Genomic DNA, 19,041 nt, shown 5'->3' with positions numbered 1-19,041 from the left:
TTTTCTCTTATTATACATCATTTTCTATAATTTAACATACAAAAAACGCCGATATCACACAATTTTGCGTGTATCGACGTTTTTGTTTTCCTGTCAGGCCCGCTGATATACTTTTTCTCCGTCTATATAGGTGGCAAGGATTTTAGCTTCTTTCAGCTCCTCCTCATCTGCCAGGGCAAAAAGATCCCGGTCCGGAATGATAAAATCCGCCAGCATCCCTTCCCGGATCCTGCCCTTCACATCCTCCTCGCCGGAGGCGTAGGCGCCCTCAACCGTGTAAGCCCTTACTGCCTCGTAGACAGACATTCGCTCCTCCGGCCTGTAAGTCTGCTGCTCCTCCCCCGTCAGATTGCGGCGAGTCACAGCTGTATATATGTTGGGGAGCGGCTCGCAGGACTCCACCGGACAGTCTGTGCCAAAAGAGACGCGCACGCCCTTGTCCACCAGAGTCTTCCAGGCATAGGATGTATCCGCCGCCTCTCCTACCCGATCCCTCACAATGTGCATATCATAGTCAATGAAGATCGGCTGCACGAGCGCCATGACCTGCTGTCTTTTGAAACGCTCCAGGAGCTCCCCGTCTGTGATCTGCACATGGACGATCCCGTCCCGGTAAGTCTCTCCCGCCTTTCTGTTCTTTTTGTCCCTCTCCAGCGCGTCCAGCACCATCTCAATGGCGCGGTCCCCGATGGCGTGGACCAGAACCGGATACCCCAGATCATGGGCCGTCTTCACCAGCTCATCCAGCTGTTCTTCCGTGAAGATGGTAAGGCCGCAGGTGGAAGGATCATCCGCGTAGGGCTCTCTGAGGCCGGCGGTCCTGGCTCCCAGAGAGCCGTCCTGCAAAAGCTTGATCCCGGTGATGCGCAGGTGATGGTCCTCCCCGCCGTACCGAAAACCATCCTCGTAATACTTTCCGATCCGCTCCGGCGTCTGCCTGAGGCTCTGCTGGCAGATGCGGATCTTCAGCTTGCCGCTCTCCAGAAGATCCCGGTAAACGGAAAAGAGCAGCTTGTAATCCTCGTCCGGCATAAAGCCGATGTCGTCTGTCTGGATCGTGGAAAGACCGTAGGAGAAAGCCTCCTCCTGTGCTTTCAGGAGGATGTCCTCCAGGATCTCCCGGTTCAGCGTGTGCACCTGGCTTCGGATCCGATCCAGCACTCGCTCCTTGAAAATGCCCAGAGGCTCTCCCGCCTCATCTGTGAGGGCAAAGTCTCCCAGCCCCCGGACAGACTCCCTGGTCAAACCGAGAAGACGCATGCCCGCGGAATTAACAACACCTACATGTTCACACACACGCAGGGCGATGACAGGCCGATCCCCCGTCACTTTATCCAGATCCTTTGCTGTGGGAAATCTTTTCTCTCCCTCTGTAAAATAGTCCTGGTTCCACCCCGTAGCTTCCAGCCAGGAGCGGTCATCCGGGCCGCACTGGCTGAGCCTGTCCCGGAAGCGCTGCTGCATCATCTGTATGCTGGTGCAGCCGTTCAGATCCACATTGATAAAATGTTTGGCAAAGCCGACAAAGTGCATGTGGGAGTCCTGAAAGGCCGGGAGCACGCTCTTTCCCTTAAGATCGGTAAAAATCACGCTCTCCTGTGCTGCCTTAAGTTCGCCGGCCAGCTTCCGGGCTTCCTCCTTCGTTCCCACAAAAGTGAACACGCCGTCCCTGACGGCAAAAGCCTCCGCTTGCGGCCGCTCCTCGTCCATGGTTGTCACATCTCCGTTTATAAATATCTCTGTCATTTTTACTGCTCGCTTTCTCCCTGGGAACATCTGCGTACCAGTTCCTTAAAAATGCCCAGCTGCTCCGCATTTCCACAGGAGGCCATCATCTCCGGGTGCCACTGCACGCCCATGATGAACTGGCCCTCCTCCATATACTCGGCAGCCTCCACAACACCGTCGGAAGCCACAGCCGTCACGGTCAGCTTTGGGGCCACGTCCTTGACAGCCTGGTGGTGCCAGGAATTGACAAATGTGCCGTCCGGCAGGAGACCATGGAGAACACTGTCCTCCTTGATCCGGATCTTGTGGGTACCCTGGTAGCGCTCCGTATTCTGGGTGTGCTTGATACAGTGCTCTCTCTGGGAGGGAATATCCTGGTAGAGAGTCCCTCCGAAGCAGATGTTGATGATCTGTAATCCCTTGCAGATGCCAAGGACCGGTTTCTTCTGCTCCAGAGCCGCCCGAAAGAGCTCCATATCGTAGACATCGATCTCCCGCATGGAGTAACCCTGGCCCTGAATGCCCTCCTCTCCGTAGAGAATAGGGTCCACGTCCGCCCCTCCCGACAGGATGATGCCGTCGCAGAGCTGCGCGTGTGCGCGGATCACTTCCGGGTCATCGCTGACCGGCAGAAGCAGCGGGGTACCCCCCGCCCGCTCCACGCTGGACGTGTAATCCGTGTGGATATACTGCCGCAGATTTCCTGTAAAAACTCCGTCATTTTCAATAGGGATCAAATTCCCCGATATTCCGATCACCGGCCTACGCATGTTCCTTCTCCTCCCCGCCGTATTTCTTTTTAAAGTAGAGATAGAAGAAGATGCCGATCACCGGAACGATCAGACCTGTCAGTGCTGTCACCGGATCTTCCATCAGATTGTTGATCATCAGCCCCACAAAGAGGATGACTGTGACGATGACAGATACCGGGTAGAGCCATACTTTGTAGGGTCTCTCCAGGTCCGGATACTTCCTCCTGTAGACAAATACCGCTGTCACTGCAAGACAGTTGAACAGCATACCGCAGAATACCACAAGAGATGTGAGCTGATCCAGGTTCCGCAGACACACAAGGATGATGGAAATAATCATCTGGGAGATCAGGCTTGCAGCCGGAACTCCGTTTTTATTCAGTGTGCCCAGCTTTTTGAAGAAGATCTTCTCAGCAGACATGGCATAGTAGATCCTTGAGAAGGCCAGCACCATGCCGTTCAGGCAGTTGAACATAGCCAGCAGCATGCCGATCAGCACGATAACCTTTCCGGCCACGCCGAAGAGCCGCTCGGCCACAGTCGTTCCCAGGTACAGGCTTCCGCTCTCGATCAGGCTCTTTGCCTCATCCAGCGGGATCACCCGCATCAGGGAATAGTTGAAAAGTGCATAGAAAATAGCCACGCCGCCGATGCCCAGGATAATGGCAAGGGGCAGATTTCTCTTTACATTCTTGATCTCCTCTGCCACAGCATTCAGGTTGGTCCAACCCTCATAGGCCCACAGTGACGCCACGGTGGCAAAGGCGATCATGCCAAAGACAGAGCCTGCCGTCAGCGGTGATCCGTCTGGCGCAGAGGCGGGAACCGGACTTAAATCCGGTGTCTGGTTTCCCAGCACAAGCGCTCCGATCATAATAATGAAGATCGGGAGCAGTTTTGCTACCATAAAAAATGTCTGCAGATTGGACGCCCCCTTGACTCCCCGCAGATTAAAGAGCGTAAGGAGCACGATCAGGGCAATAGCGATCAGTTTGATGTGAAGCTGGGTAAGCCCCGGGATAAAATCTACCAGGGCTGTGGGAATAGCCACGGCAATGGCTGCAATAGAGCCTGAGCTGGCCAGTATCCACTGGGTAAATCCATACATAAATCCCAGCACGGGATGGTAAGCCTTGCTCAGATACACCAGCTGGCCTCCCGCTTTCGGGTCAGAAGCTCCCAGCTCTGCAAAACAGAGGCCTCCAAGCAGGGACACAAGTCCTCCGAGGAGCCAGCAGATCAGGGCCAGTCCAAGGCTATAGCCCGACCTCTGGAGCACATAGGACCCCAGATAAAAGATACCGGAACCTATCATGATACCACAGATGACGCTCATGCCGCCAAACAGGCCGATCTCTTTCTTAAATTCTCCGCTTCCGGATTTTTGCTGTTTCATAGTCGTCGATTCCTCCAATAACTATCATTCTCTATGTTATAAGGTACAGACTGATCACACAAACAGGGGGATCAGTTCTTTTTTCAGCACATCCACCATCCCAAGGTCAGACATCTTCACTTTCGGGATAACGGGAAGGGCCAGCGTCACAATACGAAGGAGCGGATTTTCCAGACCGGTAAGGCCCAGCTCCCTGTTGGCCTCCTTCATCAGCTGGCTGTCTTTTGCCAGCTCTGCTGCGTCTTTCAGGGAGATCAGCCCTGCAAGAGGCAGCTCCAGAACATGGAGCAGCCGACCATCCCTGACTGCACTCATACCGCCGCCGCACTGGATCAGCGCCTCTGCAGCCATAAGCGCATTCTCTGCCGTATCATAGACAACGGTCAGATTGTGGCTGTCGTGGGACACGGTGGATGCCAGGGCACCGCAGGTCGTTCCAAATCCCTTTACAATGCCAAGACCAATGGTATCATGGCCTTTATGCCTGTTCACAACTGCCACGAACTTCAGGTCCTCTCCCTCCAGGCATACATACCCGTCTTTTACCGGGACTTCCGCAGTTGTCAGCACAGTGGAGGAGAGGAGAAGATCCGGGTACTCCATCACGTTGACTGTGACTGTACCGGTCTCCACCGGCGCCTTGATCCGGAAATCTTCCGCCTTCAGATCCTTCACATACATGGTATTGACCTTTTCCAGCGGATACTCTCTTGCTTCTATGGGCACAGTCATATGGCCTTTTTCTGCCACCAGCCTGCCGCCGAAGAATACCAGGTCCGGTTTCAGCTCTTCCAGGTCGCCCACAAGGAGCATATCCGCCACATATCCCGGGGCAATGGCGCCCAGATTCTCAATATGGATCTCTCTTGCCGTGTTTAAAGTGGCGCTCTTGATCGCTGTCACCGGATCCATGCCGCTGCGGATGACTGTGCGAACCACATCATTCATATGTCCCACGTGAAGGATATCATCCGCCTCCCTGTCATCTGTGCATAGGCAGAAATGGTCATAGAACTTCACGCCTTTTACGCCTTCATAGATCTCCTCCACATTTTTCGTGATGGAGGATTCCCTGGCATCCACATACATGCCGCTTCGAAGCTTCTCCAGCGCCTCATTTCTCTCCCTGGACTCATGACAGGTATTGGGGCCGCCGCACAGATAGGCAGACAGCATCCTGCCGGACACAGAGGGCGCATGGCCTTGCAGATAAAGTCCTTTTTTGTCCATCACATCAATAATATCCATCATCCGGTCTTCCCCGTGGATCACTGCCAGGAAGTCCATCACCTCAGCAAGGCCGATCACACGGTCCATGGAAGCGAGTTCTTCTATCTCTTTTGCAAAGAACTCCGCGCCCGCATTTTCCAGCCCCGGAACCGCCGGTACACAGCTGGGTACATCGATGAGCTGCCTCATAGGCAGATCCTCTCCTGCCTCATGCATGTAGCGCACACCCTCCATGCCGCACACATTGGCAATCTCGTGGGGGTCTGTGACAACAGTCGTCGTGCCGTGGGGGATCACTCCCTTGGCAAAATTCCTGGGAGTCATCATGGAACTCTCAATGTGTTCATGGGCATCGATGAAGCCGGGGATCAGATATTTCCCTTCTCCGTCGATGACCTCATTTGCCTTGTCCAGTTCAGTACCGGGATTTTTGTATTCCACATGGGCGATCATCCCGTCATAGACGAACACGTCCGCCGGGTAGATCTCACCGGTGATCACATTGACAAGCTGTACATTTGTGATGGCGAGATCACTTCTGATCTCGCCCAGCGCTGCCTTGAGCAGCTGTTTTTTATCATTCGGTTGGATTTTCATTGTATACCGCCTTTCTGCAGACCCTCAGATCTGCCGGAACTATTTTATGAAAGGAAATACAGGATCAGCGGAATGCACAGAACATAAAGGAAAGGATGTACCTCTTTTGCTCTGCCTGTAAGCAGCTTGATGAGCCCGTGAGCGATGATGCCTGCAGAAATACCGCCTGCGATAGATCCTGTGAAGATCGTGAACATGATCATGACAAAAGGACCAAAGGCCTCAGTAAAGTCAGAAAAATCGATGTTCTGAATGCCCTGGATCATCAGGAATCCCACAAAGATCAGAGCCGGTCCTGTAGCCGCGTTGGGAATCATCAGCACAAGAGGTGAAAGGAATACCATCAACCCGAAAATGAGAGCTGTGATCACGCTGGCAAATCCGGTGCGTCCGCCCGCCTCTACGCCGGCGCTGGATTCTACAAAGGTGGTCACAACTGTGTTACCTGTACATGCACCCACGCAGGTACCGATAGCATCTACAAGGAACGGTTTCTGGATATTTGGCAGGTTTCCATTCTCATCCAGCATACCGGCCTTGGCTCCCACACCCAGAACAGTTCCCAGAGTGGAGAAGAAGTCACCGCAGAAGGAGACAAAGATCAGCGGGACGGCTGAGAAAGAAAGCACCTCTTTAAAGTCGAAGGCAAACATCAAGTTGCCCAGTCCGTCAAAATCCGGCACTTTTGCCAGTGTGTCCGGCACAGTCGTCACACCGAGAGGAATGCCTAGAAGAGTGACTGCCACAATACCGATCAGGATGGCTCCTGTCACTTTGCGGGCTGTCAGCACCGCAATCAGAATAAGTCCGAAAATTGCCAGATACACAGAGGGCTGCTTGAAATCCCCCTGGCTGATGCCGTCCGTAAATGTACCGATACCGCTGTTGTTAAATCCAAGGTAAGCGATATAGAAACCGATGGCTGTACTGATAGCGATCTTCAGGTTCTTTGGAATCGTTTTCACAATGAGATCACGAACGCCAAACACTGTAAGCAGCAGAAATATTAAGCCTGATATCAGGATCAGAGACATGATGCCCCCAAAAGAGATCGCCCCTGCGATGAGCATTGCACCGAACATGGCGTTGTTTCCCATTCCGGTGGAAAGGGCAAAGGGCATGTTGGCATACAGGGCCATAAGCAGTGTGATGACAGCGCTGACAAGGGCACAGGTGACAAGGATCGCCTCCTTGGTGATCATCACCCCGTTGGTGTCAATGACATAGTCGGCATCCCCCACCATAAGGCTGGGCTGTACGACCAGAATGTACGCCATAGTCATGAATGTAGTGATACCAGCTATGGTTTCCACTTTGAAATTTGTTCCTCTCTCACTAAATTGAAAGAAACTGTTGATTTTTTCTTTCATTTGTTACCTCCTCTTACTCTTCTTTTCTGTAGTTTTATTTTATCCCCCGGCAGGGCCGTCCATACAGGCCCTGTCCAGAAGTTAAAATCATTCCTTTTTTACCGGGATGTGATCTCCCGGATCATCTCCATGAGCACCTGGGTTCCGGCCTCACAGTCTTCCATAGAAGTGAACTCTTCTTTCCGGTGAGAATATCCTCCCTGGGACGGCACAAAGATCATACTGACAGGACACAGCCCACCGAAATTCATGCTGTCATGCCCTGCACCGCTCATCAAGCGTCTGTGGGCGTATCCATACTGGTCGCAGATCTGCTCCATTCTCTCCTTCAGCCCGCTGTCACAAGGCACACCGGGAAGGGACTGATCCAGTGCTCTTTTTATGCTGACCCGCTCCTGCTCTTCCAGCAGCTTTTCATATCGGCTCATCTCTTCCATGATATCCCGTATATCTTCATCTCGGACGCTGCGGATATCTAGTGAAAACTCCGTCTCCCCGCAGATGATATTGCAGGTTCCGGGCAGCACTTTTATGCGTCCCACCGTAGCCACACAGTCTTTCCTCTCCTTTGCAAGCTCTGTCACCTTCAGTATCCATCTGCTCATGGCAGGAACCGGGTCAGACCGCTCACTCATGGGAGTGGCTCCGGCGTGGGCGCTGCTCCCTGTGATGGTCACTGTGTACCGTTCCAGTCCCGCAATACCCTCCACGATCCCGATCTGGCTGCCATTCTTTTCCAGGACCTGTCCCTGTTCAATGTGAAGCTCCAGCATAGCCTTTATCCTGTCCACCCTGCAGGTGTCCAGACTGTCGGGAGAAAGCCCGTATGCTCTCATGGCGTCGCCAAGGGAAATGCCGTCCGCGTCCACAGACGCCAGCCCCGCCGGCAGGACTCTCCCACAGATGGCTTTGCTCCCGATCATTCCGTATCCAAACCGGTTGCCCTCCTCGTCCTTAAAGCCGATCACCCACACAGGCACTTTCGGTTCATAGCCTTCCTCACGCAGAGTCTGCACTGCCTCAATGGCTCCCAGAACCCCCAGGCATCCGTCAAATTTCCCGCCCTGCAGGACCGTATCATAGTGGGAGCCGGTCATCACTGGTGGCTGTCCCGCTGTCCCACTTCCGGCAGGCGTCCACTTTCCGATCAGGTTGCCCGCTCCGTCTCTCTCCACGTCCAGCCCCGCCTCTTCCATATAGCAGCAGATCAGCTTCTCTGCGCTTTTGTCCTCAGGGGTGAACGGGAAGCGGGTGACGCTGCCGTCCGCCCCGCTTCCGATCCTTCCCAACTCCATAATGTGATCCCACAATCTCTTTGTATTGATCTTCATAAGCCCTCTATCCGTTATATTGTTGGATTTCAACAAACATTTTCAAAATTAGACACTATTATATCATGATTAGCCTTCCCGGTAAACCTTAAAATCTTCCACCGCAGTTCGGGCAGAATGTAAAATCTTCATCTGTCGTATAGCCGCAGTTCGGACACCGTTTCATCTGTCCGCCCTGCCATCCTCTGGAAACCGGCTCCAGGTCCTCCTGCCGGATCTCCAGCTCTTCTCCCCTGGCGATCCGCCTGCCCACTTCCGGATCCAGCCTGTACACCGTGCCGCAACAGCTTGTCTGTACAAAGTACTGTTTATTCCACTTAAAGCAGGGAATAAAAAACAGAGACAGTGCCGTGTATGTCATATACACCATATATCTCCCGTACTTTCCGCATCTGCTGCAGATAACCACCTGATTAAATTTCAGATCCTTTCTCCCGCTGGTGAGGCCTATGATAAAAAACATATTTTCACTTTCCTTCCTTATATTATAGGCGCCCGCTTTTATGGGGCATCCTCCTTCCGGCATTCGCCGCAAAAAAAAGAAAAAAGCCTTGAAAACTCAAGGCTTCTCACTGAATGCGGAAGATGGGACTTGAACCCACACGACACGAATGTCACAAGATCCTTAGTCTTGCTCGTCTGCCAGTTCCGACACTTCCGCATGACTGCTTTATTTCGCTGTCCGAAAAGTATAATACTACAGGCCAGCCTGAATGTCAACAGTTATTTTTATATTTTTTATATTTTTTGTAATATATATATTTTCAGAAATCCTTTGAAAATTCCCGCCCTTTCTGCGGGGCGGAAATCTTCGGATTTCACATATACACTCACGGAGTGCTGTTACGCAATGCTCTTCTTAGCAGTCTCTGCCAGAGAAGCAAATCCTTCCTTGTCATTGACAGCCATCTCAGCCAACATCTTTCTGTTGATGTCGATGTTAGCAACCTTAAGTCCGTGCATGAACTTGCTGTAGGAAAGTCCGTTCATTCTTGCAGCAGCGTTGATACGTGCGATCCACAGCTGACGCATCTGGCGCTTGCGCTGTTTTCTGCCTGCATATGCAGATGTAAGTGCTCTCATGACAGACTGTTTTGCAACTCTGTACTGTTTGGAGCGGGCTCCTCTGTATCCTTTCGCCAGTTTTAATGTTCTGTTATGTTTCTTCTTAGCGTTTAAGCCGCCTTTAATTCTTGCCATGTCCTAATTCCTCCTTCAATCTTTCCCAATCTTACAGATATGGTAATACTTTCTTCATATTCTTTACATTGGTTGCATCTGTGATTGTAGCCTGTCTGAGATTTCTTTTTCTCTTTGTAGACTTCTTGGTTAAGATATGGCTCTTATAAGCTTTGTTTCTTTTCAGCTTTCCTGTACCTGTCTTTTTGAAGCGCTTTGCAGCAGCTCTATTTGTTTTAATTTTTGGCATGATGTTTTCCTCCTTAAAGATAAATAGTATTTTTAACGTTTTTCAGTTAAAACCATGCTCATATTTCTTCCTTCGAGTTTGGCCGGCTTTTCCACAACCGCCACGTCCGCAAGCATCTGAGCCACATCATCCAGGATGTGCTTGCTCTGCTGTACGTGAGCCATCTCTCTTCCGCGGAAACGGAGCGTAACCTTCACTTTATTTCCCTTGGTGAGGAATTTCTTCGCATTGTTCACCTTGGTGTTCAGGTCATTGGTGTCAATATTTGGTGAAAGACGCACTTCCTTCACTTCAACCGTTTTCTGTTTTTTTCTGGCTTCCTTTTCTTTTCTTGCCAGCTCATATTTATACTTGCCGTAGTCAATGATCTTGCATACCGGCGGCTGAGCTTTGGGAGCAATTTTGACCAGATCCAGCTGAGCCTCCTCTGCCAGCTTCATAGCTTCCCGGGCAGACATAATTCCAAGCTGCTCTCCCGCTTCGCTGATCACACGTACTTCCCTGTCTCTGATCTGTTCGTTAATCATTAAATCGCTAATTGTCGTGCACCTCCATCAAAAAAAATAAGCGAATAGTCCAGACTATCCACTTAATCTATTGCACAATACACCTGACATAGTGTATAATGTCTCAATATCAACCAGTAGTCACCCGCTTGTGCTATGGTGAGAGTGGATACTCTGCTTTGTTTTACACCTTACGCATCAACTAATCTATCACACTTTCATGGCCATGTCAACACTTTTCTTTTTTTCTCCCCCGTTTTCCCTTGCTAAATATCCCGGTATTCATTATAATAAGGCTTACACATGTCCAGAATATGTGAGAGTAAAAAGGATATCTATAAATATTGAGGAGGTTTTACAAATGAATAAGCGAAGCAGTTTTTCCGGCAAACTGGGCTTTGTGCTGGCCGCTGCCGGTTCTGCGGTAGGTCTTGGAAACATCTGGCGTTTCCCCTATCTTGCAGCACAGTACGGAGGAGGCACGTTCCTTCTTATCTATCTGATCATTGCAGTGACATTCGGATTTTCCCTTATGGTTGCAGAGATTGCCATCGGAAGAAAGACAGGCCTGTCGGCCATCGGTGCGTTCAAGGCTCTGGACTCCCGCTTCGGGTTCCTGGGGATCCTGGCGTCCGCCGTACCCATTATCATTCTTCCATATTATTCCGTCATCGGAGGATGGGTCATCAAATATTTTACCGTCTTCCTGACAGGCGGTGGCTCTGCGGCAGCCGCTGACGATTATTTTACCGGTTTCGTGGGAAGTACCTTCGAGCCTCTGGGCTGGTTCCTTCTCTTCCTCGGTGCAACAGCCATCATTGTTCTTTTAGGCGTGGAAAAAGGAATTGAGAAGGTGAGTAAATTCGCCATGCCTATCCTTGTTCTGCTGGCCATTGTCATCTCCATCTACTGCCTGACTCTGGACGGCGCCATGGACGGACTGGCCTATTACGTGCAGCCCCATATGGAAGACTTCTCCGTGAAGACCGTGCTTTCCGCCATGGGACAGCTCTTCTACTCCATGTCCCTGGCCATGGGCATCATGGTCACATATGGTTCCTACATGCGAAAAGACACGAACCTGGAGAGCTCTGTGCGCCAGATCGAGATATTTGACACAGTCATCGCTTTCCTGGCAGGTCTTATGATCATCCCCGCCGTGTTTGTATTCTCCGGCGGTGATCCGAAGATCCTTCAGAGCGGCCCGAGCCTTATGTTCGTCATCCTCCCGAAGGTGTTCAGCAGCATGCCCATGGGCGGCGCCATCGGAGCTGCCTTCTTCCTGCTGGTTATCTTCGCGGCCCTGACCTCTTCCATCTCGCTGATGGAAACCATTGTATCCATCTTCCGGGATAAATTCCACTGGAGCAGGAAGAATGCATGTATCTTCGTGACAGTCCTGTCACTGGTACTTGGCATTCCGTCCTCCCTTGGATTCGGCCCGTTAGGCTTCATCACCTGGGCAAACATGACCATCCTGGATATCATGGACTTTGTAAGCAACAGCGTACTGATGCCAATCGTCGCTTTCTTCACCTGTATCTTCGTAGGATTCTTCATCGGACCAAAGGCGATCTCAGACGAAGTGAAAGTGACCAATGGAAAGTTTGTGGGAGAAAAGCTTTTCACTGTTATGATCAAATGGATCACACCGGTATTTCTCCTGCTGATCCTTGGAAGTTCCGTGGCCAACTCCATGGGCTGGTTCAAACTGTAAATGTAAATTAAGAAAGGTCGTAGATAAACATGTCTATCGAAAAAGTCAGATCCTACTTCCGCCAGTGGCCCGGCATGGAGGAAAAGATCCTGGAATTTCCCGTCTCCAGCGCCACTGTGGCTGAGGCTGCCAAAGCGGTGGGGACCGAGGAGAGGCGGATCGCCAAGACACTGTCCTTTATGCTGGATGACGGTCCCATCCTGGTTGTGGCAGCCGGGGACGCCAAGATCGACAACAAGAAGTTCAAAGCCACCTTCCACAAAAAGGCTACCATGCTGAAGGTGGACGAGCTGACAGAACTGGTCGGACATCCCGTGGGCGGCGTGTGCCCCTTCGGGATCAAAGAGGGCGTGAAGGTCTATCTGGACCAGTCGCTCAGGCGGTTTCCCACCGTCTTTCCTGCCTGCGGCAGCGCCAACAGCGCCATTGAACTGACCATCCCGGAGCTGGAGACCTACTCCCGCTTCGACCAGTGGGTGGATGTGTGCAAAGTCCCGGACGAGGAGCAGTAAAACGATTTTTACAGAAAGAGGGCGGAGCCGCTTCATGTCGAAGCAGTTCCGCCCTCTCTTCTTTTTTCTTCTCTATTCAGCGATCCAGCTCTCCATGTCTGTCGCGCCCGCATATTTCTCCAGATATTTCTTTCCGTACTCCAGCGCCTTCTCCAGCTCATCTCCCGGGGAGAAGCAATAGATCAGGGTCAGCACCTCCCTCGCCTCATCCGTGATCATGGCACGCTCGGAATCGCTTGTGGAGCTCCCGATGGCGCCTTTTTCGTCCGCCAGCACCGGCAGATGCTCAATATTGATCTCGTCCTTTCCGATGCCCTTGTAGGTCTCCCCCTCCCGGCCAATACGGAAAACAAGGTCCTCCCCTATATTGGCTGTGTCGTAGGATCCCACGGAAAATCCGGACTCGATGGAGATCAGATTATTCACGTCCACGACCGTGTTGACTTCGTACAGTCCCTTGCCCTGGCCGATCCTGCGGATCAGCGCCTCGGAGGAAACCCGGTACCGGCTCGGATCCTTTCCAAAGGCTTTGTAGGCTGCCCTGGATTCCTTGATATTGGGGATCTCCGTCACACCGAAGTCAAAGATGGCGTCCTTTGTCCTCTTAAAGATCTCTTTTTTCAGATAGGCCCACATTTCCTCATTCTTTTTTTCCACTTTCACTTTATATTGAAGGCAGCCCACTCTCGTGTCCGGCCATTTGGCCTTCATCTCCTCATCGATCGCCAGTTGCTTTCTCATATCGCTTTGTCTCCTTTCTCTGTTCGGGTCTGTTGTACCAAAAGAGACCGGGGCCCGCTTTTTTGGTCCCCGGCCTCTGTCCGCAAGGCCTGCCATATGCCTAGCGCTTGTTTCCCATACAGAACACGGCCACAACACCGGGGCCTGTGTGGCTTCCGATGACTGTGCCGATATTGTTGATCAGGATATTGTCAATCCCCATCTTCTCCCGCACAAGGCCGGCCACATACTCGGCGTCCTCGATGCAGTCCCCGTGGGTGATCATGATGATGTCATTGTCCCAGCCTTCTGACTGCTCCACAGCCATGTCCACGATCTTATTCAGAGATTTCTTACGTCCTCTCTCCTTTCCGACAACCTGCAGCTTGCCGTTGTCATCCATGTGGATGATAGGCTTGATCTTCACCATGGTACCCACCACAGCAGTAGCTTTGGAGACACGTCCGCCTCTGTGCAGATGATTCAGATCGTCCACCGTCACATCATGGCAGATGTGAAGCTTGTTCTCCTCCACCCAGGCCGCTGTCTCCTCAATGGTCTTTCCCGCCTCCTTCTGCTGAAGGGCCTTGTAGAGAAGAAGCGCCTCACCCAGGCAGGCACACAGAGTATCAATGACAATGATCTTTGCCTCCGGATACTCCTCCTTCAGCTCCTCCCCTGCGATCTTCATGCTGTTGCATGTCCCGGAAAGGCCGGATGAGAAAGCCAGATGCAGGATGTCCTTCCCCTCCTTCAGGAAAGGCTCCAGAGCCGCCCTGGCTTCCTCGGGGTTCACCTGGGAAGTGACGGACATTTTCCCCTCTCTCAGTTTGTCGAAAAATTCTTTGGCAGTCAGACCGCTCATATCTTCATAGGTCTGTCCGTCTATTGTATATCTCAGAGGAACAACCGGAACGTTCCTCTCTTCCAGCCATTCCTTCGGCAGGTCCACCGTACTGTTCACAGTAATCACATAATCCCTCATGGTCTTATACCTCCTATTCATCCTAATATATTAATCATAACATTTTTTATATAGTAAGGCAAAGCCTTTTGACTTCCCATGCATATTTCGCATCATTCCGGGCAGATTATTTTTATCGAAAAGTACTGTATAAGTGTGGATATGGAGGAATAAATTTATGCCGGATACAAGAATTGTGACCGCATCAGTCAAAGAAAATGTGGCATACATGAACCAGGTCCTGCCTGTGAAAGAAAGTTTTGATCTTATAGAGCGGGATATTATGATAGGAGAACGGGAAGCATCCTTTTTCTTTATAGACGGTTTTATGAAAGATGAGATCATGCTGAAGGTCATGGACTCTTTTCTGAAGGTCAGAAAGGAAGACATGCCGGCAAGCGCCACTGGATTTGCCCGGCAGTGCCTGCCTTATGTGGAGGTGGACACCATCAGCGATTTCGACCAGGTCCTGCGGAACCTTCTCTCCGGCACAACCTGCCTTTTCATAGATGGCTATGAAACCTGCATCGTCATCGACTGCCGCACCTACCCCGCCAGAAGCGTGGGGGAGCCGGAAAAGGATAAATCCCTCCGAGGTTCCAGGGACGGGTTCGTGGAGACCATCGTCTTCAACACAGCCCTGATCCGCAGAAGGATCCGTGACCCGCACCTTGTCATGCAGATGGTGGAGATCGGAGACAGCTCGCGGACAGATGTGGCCCTCTGTTATATGTCTGACCGGGCCGACGAAGAGCTTCTTAAAAATGTAAAAAAAAGGCTGCAGGCCATCCACACAGGAGACCTGCGCATGAATCAGCAGAGCCTGGCAGAGCAGCTTTTTAAAAGGAAGTGGTTCAACCCCTTCCCCAAATTCAAGTTTACAGAGCGTCCGGACACGGCGGCGGCCTGTCTTCTGGAAGGAAAAGTGGTGATCCTGGTGGACAATTCCCCCTCTGCCATGATCCTTCCCACTTCCATCCTGGATATCATCGAGGAGGCGAACGACTACTATTTCCCGACTCTGACTCAGATCTATCTGAAGTTTTCCAGGGGCGTCATCACGTTTCTGACCGTGTTTCTCACGCCGGTATTCCTGCTTTTTATGCAGAACCTGGAGTGGCTGCCGGATATGTTCCGGTTTGTGGCTCTGCGGGACACGGTCAACATCTCCCTTGTGTTCCAGTTTCTCCTGCTGGAAATGGCCATCGACGGCCTGCGCCTGGCGGCGCTGAATACGCCCAGTATGCTTAGCACCCCCTTAAGTGTCATCGCCGGTATTGTCATGGGAGAATTTTCCGTTCAGTCCGGCTGGTTCAACTCGGAGGTCATGCTGTATATGGCATTTGTGGCTGTAGCCAATTATACCCAGCCCAATTTTGAGCTGGGTTATGCACTGAAGTTCATGCGTCTTCTTCTCCTTATACTGACAGCTCTCTTCAACTGGATCGGGTTTGCCGCAGGCTGCGTCATCATCATCTGCAGCATCTGCTTCAACAAAACCCTCTCCGGCCGGAGCTATCTGAACATCAAGCTGAACTGACGAGACTAATTCGTGCTGCCAAATCCACCATTGCGGATACCCTCCGCCTGGTCGTCCACCGTGATGCCGTACTCCACGAAGATCCCCTGCATGAAGCCTGTCCCCGCCGGAATCTCCACTGTTTTACCCTCGTTGGTGTCGTTGGTGATCTTGGCAAAGATGTGGCCCTCATTGTCTGAGTAGAAGTAATCGCTGTCTATGATACCCACCGTATTGTTGAGCTGCAGCCGGTACTTGAAACCAAGTCCGCTTCTCGGGTAGCATTTCAGCACCCACTCCTCCTCCATTTCCGCCCGGATGCCGGTAGGGATCTTCACCGTCTCCCCCGGCTTAAGGGTAAAGGCTGCAGGTGCGAAAAAATCGTACCCTGCAGAGCCCTTTGTGGCTCTGGCAGGCAGCTGGATGCCGTCGTAGATCTCCTGGATACGGCTCTTATCTTCCGGTCCGAATGTATCTGTCCACCCTTCCTGGAACTGTTCAAAGCTTACTTTGTGAAATTTTGCAATCCTCTTAGCCATGTAAAATCATCCTCCCTGTCCTGACTGTTTCCGGCACATCGATCACCTGCTGGTTGGCGCTGCCCCTCCAGGGCAGGGATGTGTCTTTTCTCTCTTCCTCAAATTCTCCGTCTACCAGCACATCCACATACTGCATCACTTCCAGGTCTTTCACTTCCTGCCAGGTGCTTCCTGTGTAGAGCCAGATGGTCTTGTCCGGATATTCCTCCCGGATCTGCGCCGCAAGGGCTGTCACTCCCTCCAGATTGGCCGGGTGGAGCGGATCTCCCCCGGAAAAGGTGATGCCGCTGACATAGTCCTTGTCAAGCTCCCGGAATATCTCCTGCCGGGCCTCCTCCTCAAAGGGAAGCCCTCCTGCCGGGTCCCAGGTAACAGGGTTGTGGCATCCGGGGCAGGCGTGGGAGCATCCGGCCACCCAGAGCACTACCCGGAGGCCGTCCCCGTTGAGCATATCGTCTTTCGTAATATTGTGGTATCTCATTGTCCTACATGCTCTTCCTTTCTGCGATCTCCGCCATCTTGGCCTCATTGAGCCTTGTATCCCCTTTGACTCTGGAGTAGGACAGATAGCCGTTCATGCGGTCGATCTTTGTCAGATTTGTACTTCCGCACACCGGGCACACATCCATGGACAGCTCCTCGTGTCCGCAGTCATCGCAGTAGGCAAGAGACAGATTGACTCCCTCGTAATAGCCTTTTGCCATGGCCCGGCGCACCAGGGAACGGATGGCTTCTTTATTATAATTGACCGGGTATTTCACATACTGGATCTTTCCGCCGTTGCTTAAATCCCAGAACCTTCCTTCCAGGTCCTGCTTCTGGATAGGCGTGATGTCCTCGGTGACATGACAGTGGAAGCTGTTGCTCACGTACTCCCGGTCCGATACATTCTCTATGATACCATATTTTTTCCGGAACTGCTGCACCTGCACGCCGCAAAGGTTCTCCGCCGGTGTCCCGTAAATGGCGTAGAGACGTCCGTCCTCTTTCTTGAACTCATTCACCCTGTCATTGATATACTGGAGTGTCTCCAGGGCAAACTGCCCGTCCTCCACAAGAGATTTCTTGTTGTGGAGCTGCTGCAGCTCATTCAGTGCCGTGATGCCAAAAGAGGCTGTGGCCGACTTAAGAAGCGGCTTGATCTTGTCGTACAGTCCCAGGTGGCCGCCGTAGAAACCGCCCTCGCAGTAGGCCAGAGGGTTGGTGGAGGCTTTCATCTCTCCAAGGTAGTCGTAGGTCCGCAGGTGAAGCTGGCGAATCAGGTTCAGATAGTAGTCCAGCACCTCATGGAAATCCCGGCTCTCCTGCTTCGCCTTTGCGTAAATCATCGGCAGATGAAGGCTGATGGCACCGATGTTGAACCTTCCCACAAAGACCGGTTCGTCCTTCTCGTCCGCCGGCTCCATGCCGCCGCGCTCATACCAGGGTGACAGAAATGCCCGGCATCCCATGGGGCTGATAATTTTTCCATACTTTTTGTACATGCTGGCCACATAGCCTTCTCCGGTAAGACTAAGCCAGTCCGGGTACATGGTCTTTGCAGAGCAGTCGATCCCCGCCTCGAACACATCCTCCATCTCCCCGCCGGGACCGTGGAGTTTTTCGTCGTAGAGGAACACGATCTTGGGGAAGAGCACAGGCTTTTTGTGTCCTTCTTTTCCCTGTCCGTTTTTCCGCACTTCCAGCATCTTCATGGTCACAAGTTTTCCGTATTTACTGGGAACCGTTCCCGCTGTCACAGTGATAAAAGGATAGTCTCCCCGGCTGGAGGAGACAGAGTTGAACTTGTACTCCCATCCCTGGAAGCCCTGCTCCATCTCCTTTTCCAGATCTGCCCAGGCCACCTTCTGCACGGTCTCCTCGTCCAGACCCAGATCTCTGTATTTCTTGATAAGTCTCTCGTGGGATTTTCTGGCAAATGGCTCCAGTATATCATCCACACTGGGCACTGTAAAACCGCCGTACTGCTGGCTGGCCGCGCTCAGGACAATGTCACCGATGACGTCAAAGGCTGTGTCCAGCGTCTTTGGTTCATTGTACCACAGGTTCCCCATCTCAAATCCCCCTGTGAGCACGGACTTCACGTCAAAGAGACAGCAGTTCATGGTATCTCTCCTGGCCGACATATCGTGGATGTAGATGTAGCCATCCCGGATGGCCTGTATCTCCTCCACGGTCAGGAAAAATTTCTTGTACAGCTCCTTGTTCAGCTCGTTGAAAATAAGGCTCCTCTTTGTGGATACAAGGGCGCTGTCCGTGTTGCTGTTCTCCTTGTCCCCGATATACATGATGGACTGACTCTTCTTGTACACGTCATCCAGCATCTGGACAAAATCCTGCTTGTAGTTCCTGTAATCCCGGTAACTCTTTGCCACCACGGGATTCACCTTCTCAAGGGCTCCCTCCACCACATTGTGCATCTGGGATATGGGCACTTCCGTAATGTCCAGATCATCCACTTTCTCCTCCACGAACCGGCAGATGAACTTCAGCTCCTCATCTGTAAATTTAATGAGAGCGCGGTAGGCAGATTTGTTGACTGCCACCACTACTTTCTGGACGTTAAAGGATTCCTTTGTACCGTCCTTTTTTACTACTTTCACGTTGTCTTTTCTCATAAAACCTGTTTCTCCTTTATGGACACACCATCTTTCGCGCATCCCCACATGCGCTATATTTAGTGTTTGTATTTTATATTTTCACAATATGCTGTGCAAAAATGTCTTATCTA

Annotated in this window: 18 protein-coding genes and 1 tRNA gene; 3 read left to right on the top strand and 16 right to left on the bottom strand. The window is 51.8% G+C overall.

Annotated features, from left to right (window positions below; all coding sequences use genetic code 11):
* Nucleotides 1-93 precede the first annotated feature (93 nt).
* From INF30_RS00550 to infC, 11 genes are all read right to left on the bottom strand, one after another.
* Nucleotides 94-1,746, bottom strand: a complete 1,653-nt coding sequence (locus INF30_RS00550; protein WP_226393901.1) for an amidohydrolase — start codon at nucleotides 1,744-1,746, stop codon at nucleotides 94-96.
* A 2-nt stretch (nucleotides 1,747-1,748) separates the two neighbouring features.
* Nucleotides 1,749-2,498, bottom strand: a complete 750-nt coding sequence (locus INF30_RS00545; protein ID WP_226393900.1) for a gamma-glutamyl-gamma-aminobutyrate hydrolase family protein — start codon at nucleotides 2,496-2,498, stop codon at nucleotides 1,749-1,751.
* Nucleotides 2,491-3,876: an APC family permease gene (locus INF30_RS00540; protein ID WP_076777717.1), complete on the bottom strand. Its 1,386-nt coding sequence runs from the start codon at nucleotides 3,874-3,876 to the stop codon at nucleotides 2,491-2,493. Before INF30_RS00540 ends, INF30_RS00545 begins: the two co-directional genes overlap by 8 nt.
* 54 nt (nucleotides 3,877-3,930) lie before the next feature.
* Entirely contained in the window at nucleotides 3,931-5,703 is a 1,773-nt protein-coding gene (ade, locus tag INF30_RS00535) for an adenine deaminase (RefSeq protein WP_226393899.1), read from the bottom strand.
* A gap of 44 nt (nucleotides 5,704-5,747) precedes the next feature.
* The gene (locus INF30_RS00530; protein WP_076777719.1) at nucleotides 5,748-7,073 is read right to left on the bottom strand and encodes an NCS2 family permease; all 1,326 of its coding nucleotides are present in this window, start codon (nucleotides 7,071-7,073) and stop codon (nucleotides 5,748-5,750) included.
* A 98-nt stretch (nucleotides 7,074-7,171) separates the two neighbouring features.
* Nucleotides 7,172-8,404 carry a Zn-dependent hydrolase gene (locus INF30_RS00525; RefSeq protein ID WP_226393898.1) on the bottom strand — a complete coding sequence of 411 codons (1,233 nt, stop codon included), beginning with the start codon at nucleotides 8,402-8,404 and terminating at the stop codon, nucleotides 7,172-7,174.
* An 88-nt stretch (nucleotides 8,405-8,492) separates the two neighbouring features.
* Entirely contained in the window at nucleotides 8,493-8,867 is a 375-nt protein-coding gene (locus INF30_RS00520; RefSeq protein WP_076777721.1) for a zinc ribbon domain-containing protein, read from the bottom strand.
* Nucleotides 8,868-8,981: 114 nt separating this feature from the next.
* A tRNA-Leu gene (locus tag INF30_RS00515) sits at nucleotides 8,982-9,065 on the bottom strand.
* Between the two features lie 182 nt (nucleotides 9,066-9,247).
* Nucleotides 9,248-9,604: a 50S ribosomal protein L20 gene (gene rplT / locus INF30_RS00510; RefSeq protein ID WP_076777910.1), complete on the bottom strand. Its 357-nt coding sequence runs from the start codon at nucleotides 9,602-9,604 to the stop codon at nucleotides 9,248-9,250.
* A gap of 31 nt (nucleotides 9,605-9,635) precedes the next feature.
* A complete protein-coding gene (gene rpmI / locus INF30_RS00505) occupies nucleotides 9,636-9,833 on the bottom strand; it encodes a 50S ribosomal protein L35 (protein ID WP_004840820.1) in 198 nt (65 codons plus the stop codon).
* A 32-nt stretch (nucleotides 9,834-9,865) separates the two neighbouring features.
* Nucleotides 9,866-10,360, bottom strand: a complete 495-nt coding sequence (gene infC / locus INF30_RS00500) for a translation initiation factor IF-3 (protein WP_033125376.1) — start codon at nucleotides 10,358-10,360, stop codon at nucleotides 9,866-9,868.
* A gap of 340 nt (nucleotides 10,361-10,700) precedes the next feature.
* On the opposite strand from infC, the gene INF30_RS00495 reads away from it, so the two are divergent.
* Nucleotides 10,701-12,056: a sodium-dependent transporter gene (locus INF30_RS00495; protein WP_076777911.1), complete on the top strand. Its 1,356-nt coding sequence runs from the start codon at nucleotides 10,701-10,703 to the stop codon at nucleotides 12,054-12,056.
* Nucleotides 12,057-12,085: 29 nt separating this feature from the next.
* On the top strand, nucleotides 12,086-12,568 hold the full coding sequence (locus INF30_RS00490) for a YbaK/EbsC family protein (protein ID WP_226393897.1): 483 nt from the start codon (nucleotides 12,086-12,088) through the stop codon (nucleotides 12,566-12,568).
* Nucleotides 12,569-12,640: 72 nt separating this feature from the next.
* Here INF30_RS00490 and INF30_RS00485 read toward each other — a convergent pair whose 3' ends face one another.
* Nucleotides 12,641-13,309 carry a B3/B4 domain-containing protein gene (locus INF30_RS00485; protein WP_226393896.1) on the bottom strand — a complete coding sequence of 223 codons (669 nt, stop codon included), beginning with the start codon at nucleotides 13,307-13,309 and terminating at the stop codon, nucleotides 12,641-12,643.
* 100 nt (nucleotides 13,310-13,409) lie between these two features.
* Nucleotides 13,410-14,273, bottom strand: coding sequence for a DegV family protein (locus tag INF30_RS00480; protein WP_076777917.1), 864 nt, complete (start codon nucleotides 14,271-14,273; stop codon nucleotides 13,410-13,412).
* Between the two features lie 157 nt (nucleotides 14,274-14,430).
* Between INF30_RS00480 and INF30_RS00475 the strand changes: the two genes are divergently transcribed.
* Nucleotides 14,431-15,792, top strand: a complete 1,362-nt coding sequence (locus INF30_RS00475) for a spore germination protein (RefSeq protein ID WP_226393895.1) — start codon at nucleotides 14,431-14,433, stop codon at nucleotides 15,790-15,792.
* 5 nt (nucleotides 15,793-15,797) lie between these two features.
* Here INF30_RS00475 and INF30_RS00470 read toward each other — a convergent pair whose 3' ends face one another.
* Genes INF30_RS00470 through nrdD form a run of 3 tightly spaced genes read right to left on the bottom strand, consistent with a single transcriptional unit; the run spans nucleotide 15,798 to nucleotide 18,928 of the window.
* Entirely contained in the window at nucleotides 15,798-16,310 is a 513-nt protein-coding gene (locus tag INF30_RS00470) for a dCTP deaminase/dUTPase family protein (RefSeq protein WP_226393894.1), read from the bottom strand.
* Nucleotides 16,303-16,791: an anaerobic ribonucleoside-triphosphate reductase activating protein gene (nrdG, locus tag INF30_RS00465; protein WP_226393893.1), complete on the bottom strand. Its 489-nt coding sequence runs from the start codon at nucleotides 16,789-16,791 to the stop codon at nucleotides 16,303-16,305. Before nrdG ends, INF30_RS00470 begins: the two co-directional genes overlap by 8 nt.
* A gap of 4 nt (nucleotides 16,792-16,795) precedes the next feature.
* Nucleotides 16,796-18,928 carry an anaerobic ribonucleoside-triphosphate reductase gene (nrdD, locus tag INF30_RS00460; protein ID WP_076777921.1) on the bottom strand — a complete coding sequence of 711 codons (2,133 nt, stop codon included), beginning with the start codon at nucleotides 18,926-18,928 and terminating at the stop codon, nucleotides 16,796-16,798.
* Between the last annotated feature and the right edge of the window lie 113 nt (nucleotides 18,929-19,041).

Source organism: Claveliimonas monacensis (assembly GCF_014982975.1).
GTDB lineage: Bacteria > Bacillota > Clostridia > Lachnospirales > Lachnospiraceae > Claveliimonas > Claveliimonas monacensis.
Note: the sequence above shows the minus strand (reverse complement) of the source record. Positions and strands in the feature narration are given on the sequence as shown.

Excerpts from the sequence above, each read along its gene's own strand:
- INF30_RS00550 (WP_226393901.1), bottom strand. The coding sequence starts at position 1,746 with ATGACAGAGATATTTATAAACGGAGATGTGACAACCATGGACGAGGAG.
- INF30_RS00545 (WP_226393900.1), bottom strand. The coding sequence starts at position 2,498 with ATGCGTAGGCCGGTGATCGGAATATCGGGGAATTTGATCCCTATTGAA.
- INF30_RS00540 (WP_076777717.1), bottom strand. The coding sequence starts at position 3,876 with ATGAAACAGCAAAAATCCGGAAGCGGAGAATTTAAGAAAGAGATCGGC.
- ade (WP_226393899.1), bottom strand. The coding sequence starts at position 5,703 with ATGAAAATCCAACCGAATGATAAAAAACAGCTGCTCAAGGCAGCGCTG.
- INF30_RS00530 (WP_076777719.1), bottom strand. The coding sequence starts at position 7,073 with ATGAAAGAAAAAATCAACAGTTTCTTTCAATTTAGTGAGAGAGGAACA.
- INF30_RS00525 (WP_226393898.1), bottom strand. The coding sequence starts at position 8,404 with ATGAAGATCAATACAAAGAGATTGTGGGATCACATTATGGAGTTGGGA.
- INF30_RS00520 (WP_076777721.1), bottom strand. The coding sequence starts at position 8,867 with ATGTTTTTTATCATAGGCCTCACCAGCGGGAGAAAGGATCTGAAATTT.
- rplT (WP_076777910.1), bottom strand. The coding sequence starts at position 9,604 with ATGGCAAGAATTAAAGGCGGCTTAAACGCTAAGAAGAAACATAACAGA.
- rpmI (WP_004840820.1), bottom strand. The coding sequence starts at position 9,833 with ATGCCAAAAATTAAAACAAATAGAGCTGCTGCAAAGCGCTTCAAAAAG.
- infC (WP_033125376.1), bottom strand. The coding sequence starts at position 10,360 with ATGATTAACGAACAGATCAGAGACAGGGAAGTACGTGTGATCAGCGAA.
- INF30_RS00495 (WP_076777911.1), top strand. The coding sequence starts at position 10,701 with ATGAATAAGCGAAGCAGTTTTTCCGGCAAACTGGGCTTTGTGCTGGCC.
- INF30_RS00490 (WP_226393897.1), top strand. The coding sequence starts at position 12,086 with ATGTCTATCGAAAAAGTCAGATCCTACTTCCGCCAGTGGCCCGGCATG.
- INF30_RS00485 (WP_226393896.1), bottom strand. The coding sequence starts at position 13,309 with ATGAGAAAGCAACTGGCGATCGATGAGGAGATGAAGGCCAAATGGCCG.
- INF30_RS00480 (WP_076777917.1), bottom strand. The coding sequence starts at position 14,273 with ATGAGGGATTATGTGATTACTGTGAACAGTACGGTGGACCTGCCGAAG.
- INF30_RS00475 (WP_226393895.1), top strand. The coding sequence starts at position 14,431 with ATGCCGGATACAAGAATTGTGACCGCATCAGTCAAAGAAAATGTGGCA.
- INF30_RS00470 (WP_226393894.1), bottom strand. The coding sequence starts at position 16,310 with ATGGCTAAGAGGATTGCAAAATTTCACAAAGTAAGCTTTGAACAGTTC.
- nrdG (WP_226393893.1), bottom strand. The coding sequence starts at position 16,791 with ATGAGATACCACAATATTACGAAAGACGATATGCTCAACGGGGACGGC.
- nrdD (WP_076777921.1), bottom strand. The coding sequence starts at position 18,928 with ATGAGAAAAGACAACGTGAAAGTAGTAAAAAAGGACGGTACAAAGGAA.